Genomic DNA, 8,390 nt, shown 5'->3' with positions numbered 1-8,390 from the left:
CCCATATTAAAAAACTCCTTACTGGTTTGAATTCATATCTAAATTCTTGCCATTAAAGAGTTATTTTTTACCATAGACACAAAATTTATTACACTACCATAAAAATGTAAAAAATAGGCTGCACAATAGCAGTTTTTTAAAATGCTATTGCAACAGCCCCTTTTTTCATCTTTTTAACTTTATTCAATTAATTAGTTTTACTAACAATTTTATTTGGCTTAGCAAATATCATTCTTCCAGCAGCTGTCTGTAATATACTTGTTACTGTTACTTCTATAGTTTCACTAACATATTTTTTGCCATTTTCAACAACAATCATCGTACCATCATCTAAGTAAGCAACACCTTGACCTGATTCTTTACCATCTTTTATTACATTTACTACCATTTGTTCTCCTGGTAGCACTACTGGTTTTACAGCATTTGCAAGTTCATTTATGTTTAATACTTCAACACCTTGAAATTCCGCAACTTTATTCAAATTATAATCATTAGTTACTACTTTACCTTTCATTTCTTGAGCTAATTTAAGTAATTTTGCATCGACCTCTTGAACATCAGGAAAATCCTTTTCGGAAATCATTACTTCTATTGGCAACTCTTTTTGAATCTTATTTAAAATATCTAGGCCTCTTCTTCCCCTGTTTCTTTTAAGTGAATCAGAAGAATCAGCAATATATTGTAACTCAACTAATACAAATCTAGGAATGACAATTGTTCCCTCTATAAATGCAGTCCTGCATATATCAAAAATTCTTCCATCTATAATCACACTAGTATCTAGTATTTTATAAAGTTTAATATTTTTCGTCTTTGGTTTTTGATCTTTTGGACTTCTGTTTAACACTACATTAAATATATCTGCATTTTTATTGGCAATAGATATCCCTAAGTATCCAAAAAATATATATATTAAAACAATAAGAATCTGAGAAATTGCTGATGTAATCCGGCTAATTGGGATTGAAACTAATGCAGCTATTATAAGTCCAATTATAAGCCCAAATGTAGAAGTAAGTATTTCATTAAATGTTAATTTTGAAATAGAAGCTTCAATTATTAATCCAATTTTTATCCCTAGATTTATAAAGTATGGAGATAATAAATAAAATACAAACCCTAATAATATTCCACCAATAACATATATTAATAATGTATATGGCATCTCAATCATTGAAGTAATATAATTGTTTACACCATCTATATTCAACAATGTTCTCGTCAACTGATATCCTAATGCAGTACCTAATAATGCAAAAATCCATTTAGTTATCTTTACAACCATTTTTCCACCTCCTTTTAAACACATTTACCCTATTAGGAATATTATAACAAATAATTATTAATTATTTCTTAAATACTTGAAAAAAAAATAGACGTACGTCTATTTTATATTTTTTAATATAAATTCTTCCGCTTCTTCTTTGTCGATATTTTTAACTAAAACAAATTCACTGACTAGTATTTGTTTAGCGTTATTAAGCATCTTTTTTTCACCTGTGGAGAGTCCCTTTTCTTCATCTAGTAAGTATAAGTTTCTTACAACCCCTGCTACTAAACCTATATCTCCAGTTTTTATTTTTTCCATATTTTTTCTGTAACGTTTATTCCAGTTTATTTCTTCTTCATCTTGACCTTTTTTCAGTATTTCTACTACTTCATCAATAGTCTTTTCATCTACAATATCTCTTAATCCTAATTCTTTATAATTATTTACTGGAATCATCAGTTTCATATTGCCTATAGGTAATTTTAAAACATAATACGAAGCTGTATCTCCTAAAATTTTCTTTTCTTCTATATCTTCTATAATACCAGCACCATGCATAGGATAAACAATCTTATCACCAATTACAAACATTTATAAACCTCCCCTTTAACATAACATTAAAGCCTTATTACTATTATAATACAGAGCGGGTGTGATGTCAAAATAAAATATTTTAACACAGTATGTAACTGATGTCAATTGAATATTGCAACTCAATGCTTCATTTTTAATGAGTTCAACTTTTGATAGTTCTTGATCATAAACTATTTTAGTACTGTATGAATTATTTCTATCAAAGTATTTTTCTCAACTACCTGAATATCTTTAAATTTCACATTCTTTCCCAATGCACCCTTAGCTATATAAACTTTGTTAAAACCCATTCTATCTAATTCTCTAATTCTAGATTCTAGGGCTGGCACCTTCTTAAGTTCCCCTGTTAACCCTACATCTGAGATAAACGCACAGTCATTACTAATGGGTTTGTCATAAACTGATGACACAATACACATTATTATTGCTAAGTTTACCGATTGTTCCTTTAGTTTTAGTCCACCAGTAGTTTTTAATACCACATTTTTATCATATAATTTTACACCTCCACGTTGTTCTAATATAGATAGTAATGTATTTAACTGGTCTTTGCCTAAACACTCGCATATTCTTGAGGGAAAAGGCGTAAAGCTTGCTGATACTAGGCTCTCAACTTCTACAATTATAGGCCTAGATCCATCTCTTATTACCGTAATTGCACTTCCAGAAACTGATTTCTCATCTTCCCTTTTTGTCATAAAATATTGAGACGGATTGTCGATAGAAATCATTCCACGTTCTGTCATTGAGAAAAACCCCCTTTCCCAAGTACTTCCAAACCTATTTTTCGTAACAGATAATCCTCTAAGTTCTTCATCACTATCACCTTCAATTACTAGAACTGTATCTACTAAATGTTCTAATGCCCTAAGTCCTGCCATTTCATCCTTTTTGGTCATTTGACCAACGATTATTATAGCCCTTGGCCTTTCAGGATTTTTTGCTAATTTTAACAATTCATTTGCACATTCCATTGTCTGTGTTGGAGATCCTGCTTTAGATTCCTTAATCTCGTCGATCTGAAAAGTCTGTATACTATCTAATATTACTAAATCTGGATTTACTTTATTCACATGATAGATTACACTATTTAGACTATTGTCACAGAACACCCATAAATTTTCGCTAGCCTTATCAAAAATTCTTGTTGATCTACTTTTAATTTGACTTTCGCTCTCTTCTCCAGATGCATAAATTACTTTTCGGCCTTTTAGACATAAATCTTGAGCTACCTGCAGTAGTAGCGTTGATTTACCGGCACCTGGTTTTGCAGTAATAATTGTTAAAGAATCTTTTACAATACCTCCACCCATAACTCGATCGAATTCATTAATCCCTGTTATTATCCTTTCACTGTTTGACGATGTAACATCAGATAATTTAATGATTTCTTTTCTAGGTCTATCGTAATTTCTGGAGATAGTTTCTTTGATTTTTGTTTGTTCCTCAAAAGTATTCCACTCATCACAGTTTTGGCAAAGTCCCTGCCATTTCGGTGATTCATTGCCACAATTAGAACATATGTATACCGTTTTAGATTTCATACATTTAACAACCTTTCTGATATTAAGCTAATTTCTTATTTTTTTCTAACTATCTCTTTAGTTTTTTCATTACTATGTATATGACATAACCTATAATTGCACCAAATGTATTTAACAGTACATCATCTATATCTGCTCTACGACTTGTTAAGAAAAAATACTGCATAACTTCGATAAAAATTGAAAATGACATACTATAGACTAGTACAGAAATAAACTTTTTATATTTTATTAAGTATGTCATAAAAATTCCAAAAGGTAAAAACATTACTATATTACCTAACACATTTTTAAAAGATACAGTAAATATAGAGTTAATAAATCGAAGTAAATTAAAAGGAAAATACTTCATAGCATTATAATCTACTAAGCCAAAATTTTTCATATGTTTTATGTAATTGTTAATACTATCAAAGAGTGTAAGATTATAGTTGATATCGTAATCTACACTATTATTAAAGGGAATTAATGTGAGGAAGACAACACCAGTAATATATATCATTGATAAAATTACAACTTTATTTTTTTGCGTCATTATAAATCCCCTTTCCAAGCCTTAAAGTTAGTTTTTGTTTAAAGATGCACGAATAATCATTTATCTATATTACTCTTTTATACAATAAAAAATCCCCTTAACATTTTGGTAATTCTTCAAACACTTCATATAAAATACATACTTATGTGGATATACTTTATCCAACTATGTATACTAATTAAATATACTTAACTACATTATCCGTTAAATTATAACAGTTTTTTTTAATTCAGGTTTAAATAAGCTTTGTTAATAATATATAATGTATAATATAATGAAATATATTTTAATTTAATTAAGAATAGATTATCACAATCATCATCACTTTGCATACTATTCACAATAATACTACCTAACAACTTAAAAAGGAGATTACTAATGTCAGATTTATTTAATAATCACGAGCCTAACAATGTGTTGAAATATTTTTATGAGATTTCTCAAATACCTAGAGGTTCTGGAAAAGAAAAAGCTATAAGTGACTATTTGTTCCAATTTTCTAAAAATAGAGATTTAGAAGTATATCAAGATAGCTATCATAATATATTAATAAAGAAAAATTGCACACCAGGTTTTGAAGATGCCACTACAGTTATCCTTCAAGGTCATATGGATATGGTGTGGGAAAAAAACAAAGACACCCTCCATGACTTTTTAACAGAAGGTATAAAACTAAAAATTATAGATGATCACATATATGCTGAAAATACCACACTCGGTGCAGATAATGGAATCGCAGTAGCTATGATATTAGCTTTGTTAGATTCAAAAGATATATCCCATCCAAAGATAGAAGCTGTTTTTACAGTAGAAGAGGAAACTGGATTAGCTGGGGCAATGAATCTTGACACATCAAAATTAGAAGGTAAATTCCTTATTAACTTAGATTCTGAAGATGATACTGAAATTTTATCTAGTTGTGCTGGCGGTGTAAGACTACATCATAAGGTTCCCCTACAAAAGGTAAAACGTCCTGTTGATTTTTCTTGTTACAATATCTCTATTACAGGTCTAAGAGGTGGTCATTCAGGTATGGATATTAACCTAAATAGAGCCAACGCCAATAAGCTCCTCGCAAGAGTACTATATTCAATAAAAAAAGAAATGAAAATTCACATAATTGAAATTTCAGGTGGTTCAAAAGACAATGCCATACCAAGAGAGGCAGAAGCCACTATATTAGTAGATAAAACAGAAAGAGAAAACTTTTCGCTGATAATGAGATTAGCACAGCGTAATTTAGGTGGAGAGTATGCAATCTCGGACCCTGGAATTGCAATTAACTACAATTTCGTTAGCGATAACTGTGAAAAATGTTATTCTAAAGACACAACTGATAAAATTATTCATCTTATGATGATCCTTCCAAATGGTGTTCTTAGTATGAGCTCAGAAATTGATGGATTAGTAGAAAGTTCTATAAATATGGCAGTTATAGAGACAGATGATAAACTACTAACTATAACTTCTTCTGCTAGAAGTAATGTAAACTCAAAACAAAATTATATTATTAATGTATGTAAATCAATAGCTGACACTGTCAATATTGCTTTTAGTTCAGATAGCTCTTATCCAGGATGGGCTTATGATGCAGATTCAGCACTACGCAAACATGCAGTAAAGTCTTATCAAAGATTATTTGGAGAAGACCCTAATATTGTTGCAATACATGCAGGAGTAGAATGTGGTATATTTAAAGAAAAAATACCTAGGTTAGATATTATCTCTTTTGGTCCAAATATTTACGATGTCCATACACCACAGGAACACATCAGTATTTCTTCTATAGAAAAGACATGGAACTTTTTGTTGGAAATACTTCGAACTATCGAATAATAATATCCAATTCTAATATATATAAGAGAGAAGCTACTAAAATTAAAGTTGCTTCTTTTTTTAAGAAAGATAATTTTTAATTTAAAAAAATTCATATATAGCTTCGTATTATGATCAAAAGAAAATTGCCATATTTAATAGGTTTAATCGTACAAACAATAATATATATAATTTGAATTTGATATATTTGCCTTAGTATTTACTATTTTAACTGCGGAATTTATAGTAAATTCGGTTATACCTGTATTCACATTTAATACAAAGTTTACAACTTGGCTTTCTAGACCATAAGTAGTAAATGTCAGCTCGTTAATAAAACCATCAATCACTTCTTTGTATACAACTCCACCAGCTGAATTATATTTCTCTACTACCATATCTTTGAAGCCTGTAGTAGTATTATCCTGAAGAGATATTTTATAATAGTCTTCACCTGTCAGTATTGGCATATGAGAAATACTCTTTGCAAATTTCAACCGCTCTGTCACCTGATTCGCAATAACCCTTGCATTTTGTTGTAGCGTTGCCTTATCTAAACCTATATCAAATGACTTTTTAGATACGAATAATGCATTAAAAGCAATTGTCAATACTACTATAATCAAGGCAACTACAATAATCAATTCTACTACAGTAATACCTTTACAATTGTTCTTTATTATCATATGTTCACCATCAATTCTTTAATATTATTAATTTGGTACGAAAGATCTTATTATAATTTTTGAGGTATTTTGCTCTTTTATAATGTAATATTTTCCTATAATATTAAATGAATTGTCACTATCATCTTTAAAAATCATAGTTTCTGCATCATTAACTAGTAGTAATAACTTAGGGTACTCATTAAGATCTGAAATTTGTCCACTTGTTAATTTTTCCATGGCATCTTGTGCCTGATATAACAGCTCTGTATCTCCACCTTCATTTTTAATTAGAGTAAGAGTTGTAGACAACATATATACACCTGTAATTAATAAAACAGATATAATTGCTATTGATATTATTAGTTCTATAAGTGTAAATCCACAATCACTGGTAGTGTCTTTTTTCATAACTAATACTACCTCCTACATTAACCGGTATACTAACCGTGTTAGGGTCTTTATACGTTACTACTCCACCACCTGATGCATCCATGTTTTTGCATATGATACTACCTTTGAAATTTCCGCCTCCTCCAATATTGACTAAAGCTTCAGGTGCATATAATACATTGGTATACGCATCATGTCCTCCAGATACGATAATCTTTCCAGGTGTAGAGCTAATAATTGTACCATTTAAGTTACCTCCACCAGAAAATGTTAAGGGTGATAAATTAGATTGAAATTTACCGCAGAACTTGCTGTCACTTGCAAACACAACACTATCGTTTCCATAGTAGAAGACATTTAACTTCTTAGGTGACAAATTAGACCCATCCCAGTTTATATATGAAGAACCTAAATTAAATGTGTTTTTTACATATATTGATAAACTACCCGTTCCATTAATATATATCTCTCCATTAGACGCATTAAGGGTGTCGACAACTATAACTCTATCTTGATTACCTACGTCGATGGATATAACTTTATTACTAAGTAAATTAATCTGGCTAAAGTATACATCGGAATCCATCTTAAAATCATAATTAATACTTCCGCTGACCTGCATAACACCATCTTTTATACCAGATACAAAATCAGTACCTCCGTAATTCTTAATATCATTTTCTGGAGTTGAAAGCCCAGTTGGAACTATTGGCATTACTGGCATTTGATAATTCCGCTTCTCTGATAGATTATTGCTATTTGGTTTAGTCATCCAATTTGGTATATTTATTACCTGATTTACATCAGCGCCTGCTCCTACAAAAACAGTACCAGTAACACTAGCTCCTCCATCGATTTTTATAGCACTATGGTTAATAGAATTAGTTCCAATATTACCAATTATCGCAGCACCACCAGTTAGGTTAATATTGTTGTCTGAAAATATAGCCATATCAAAATCGTATTTTGTCGTCGTTTCAATATTTTCTAGTAAATATAACTTAATTTCTTTTTGGATACCCTTTCTGTCTCCGATGGATTTAATAATTATATCTTGACCTTGTTTTGAAATATCAATCGTATAGTAATCATCTTCAATACTTCCAGTGAAAGTTACTGGATAATCTGTGATTACAATATCTTTATCTATAATTTTCCTTGCCAATATATCTGCACCAGCTTTAGCAACATAATAAGCTTGAGTACTATTTTCATAATAATTACCACTTCTTACTTCCATTACTCCTGTCGATAATAAAGCTGTACCGAGTATAATAAGGATAGCTCCAATGATAATTACTGTAACTAATATCATACCACTTTCGTTCTTATCAACCTTCTTCAAGCACGTCACCCACCTTTACGTATCCTTACCTATTTTATCAACAAAATAAGCACACGTATACAAAAATATATACATGCGCTTATTATTATTTCTTTGTCAAATTTTATTTTAAAAATGGGCGAACAAAGTTCGCCCCTAGTACTATAGAGTTATAGCAATAAGCTATAACTTTTTCTTTATTACTGAGTATTATATTCGAACATTTTTAAATATATAAATACTAACGTTT

General features: G+C 30.0%; 8 protein-coding genes. 1 reads left to right on the top strand and 7 read right to left on the bottom strand.

What is annotated here, in order from left to right; translation table 11 throughout:
* Nucleotides 1-187: 187 nt before the first annotated feature.
* The 4 genes from GC105_RS16245 to GC105_RS16230 all read right to left on the bottom strand — a co-directional run bounded on the left by GC105_RS16245 (nt 188) and on the right by GC105_RS16230 (nt 3,943).
* Nucleotides 188-1,285 (bottom strand): PIN/TRAM domain-containing protein, encoded by a 1,098-nt coding sequence (locus tag GC105_RS16245; protein ID WP_152806937.1) that lies wholly within the window; start codon nt 1,283-1,285, stop codon nt 188-190.
* A 99-nt stretch (nt 1,286-1,384) separates the two neighbouring features.
* Entirely contained in the window at nt 1,385-1,861 is a 477-nt protein-coding gene (locus tag GC105_RS16240) for a CarD family transcriptional regulator (protein ID WP_152806935.1), read from the bottom strand.
* A gap of 173 nt (nt 1,862-2,034) precedes the next feature.
* On the bottom strand, nt 2,035-3,408 hold the full coding sequence (gene radA, locus GC105_RS16235; protein WP_152806933.1) for a DNA repair protein RadA: 1,374 nt from the start codon (nt 3,406-3,408) through the stop codon (nt 2,035-2,037).
* 49 nt (nt 3,409-3,457) lie between these two features.
* A complete protein-coding gene (locus GC105_RS16230; RefSeq protein ID WP_152806931.1) occupies nt 3,458-3,943 on the bottom strand; it encodes a VanZ family protein in 486 nt (161 codons plus the stop codon).
* Between the two features lie 378 nt (nt 3,944-4,321).
* On the opposite strand from GC105_RS16230, the gene GC105_RS16225 reads away from it, so the two are divergent.
* Entirely contained in the window at nt 4,322-5,779 is a 1,458-nt protein-coding gene (locus GC105_RS16225) for an aminoacyl-histidine dipeptidase (RefSeq protein WP_152806929.1), read from the top strand.
* A 143-nt stretch (nt 5,780-5,922) separates the two neighbouring features.
* Here GC105_RS16225 and GC105_RS16220 read toward each other — a convergent pair whose 3' ends face one another.
* The 3 genes from GC105_RS16220 to GC105_RS16210 are packed head-to-tail and all read right to left on the bottom strand — an operon-like array spanning nt 5,923 to nt 8,161.
* Nucleotides 5,923-6,444 (bottom strand): hypothetical protein, encoded by a 522-nt coding sequence (locus GC105_RS16220; protein ID WP_152806927.1) that lies wholly within the window; start codon nt 6,442-6,444, stop codon nt 5,923-5,925.
* A 27-nt stretch (nt 6,445-6,471) separates the two neighbouring features.
* A complete protein-coding gene (locus GC105_RS16215; RefSeq protein WP_152806925.1) occupies nt 6,472-6,834 on the bottom strand; it encodes a prepilin-type N-terminal cleavage/methylation domain-containing protein in 363 nt (120 codons plus the stop codon).
* The gene (locus GC105_RS16210) at nt 6,812-8,161 is read right to left on the bottom strand and encodes a DUF7305 domain-containing protein (RefSeq protein WP_152806923.1); all 1,350 of its coding nucleotides are present in this window, start codon (nt 8,159-8,161) and stop codon (nt 6,812-6,814) included. The genes GC105_RS16215 and GC105_RS16210 overlap by 23 nt, the downstream gene beginning before the upstream one ends.
* Nucleotides 8,162-8,390: the final 229 nt, after the last annotated feature.

The organism is Alkalibaculum sporogenes, assembly GCF_009362815.1.
Classification (GTDB): domain Bacteria; phylum Bacillota; class Clostridia; order Eubacteriales; family Alkalibacteraceae; genus Alkalibaculum_A; species Alkalibaculum_A sporogenes.
Note: the sequence above shows the minus strand (reverse complement) of the source record. Positions and strands in the feature narration are given on the sequence as shown.

Coding starts and splice junctions, on each gene's coding strand:
- GC105_RS16245 (WP_152806937.1), bottom strand. CDS start 1,285: ATGGTTGTAAAGATAACTAAATGGATTTTTGCATTATTAGGTACTGCA.
- radA (WP_152806933.1), bottom strand. CDS start 3,408: ATGAAATCTAAAACGGTATACATATGTTCTAATTGTGGCAATGAATCA.
- GC105_RS16240 (WP_152806935.1), bottom strand. CDS start 1,861: ATGTTTGTAATTGGTGATAAGATTGTTTATCCTATGCATGGTGCTGGT.
- GC105_RS16230 (WP_152806931.1), bottom strand. CDS start 3,943: ATGACGCAAAAAAATAAAGTTGTAATTTTATCAATGATATATATTACT.
- GC105_RS16215 (WP_152806925.1), bottom strand. CDS start 6,834: ATGAAAAAAGACACTACCAGTGATTGTGGATTTACACTTATAGAACTA.
- GC105_RS16225 (WP_152806929.1), top strand. CDS start 4,322: ATGTCAGATTTATTTAATAATCACGAGCCTAACAATGTGTTGAAATAT.
- GC105_RS16220 (WP_152806927.1), bottom strand. CDS start 6,444: ATGATAATAAAGAACAATTGTAAAGGTATTACTGTAGTAGAATTGATT.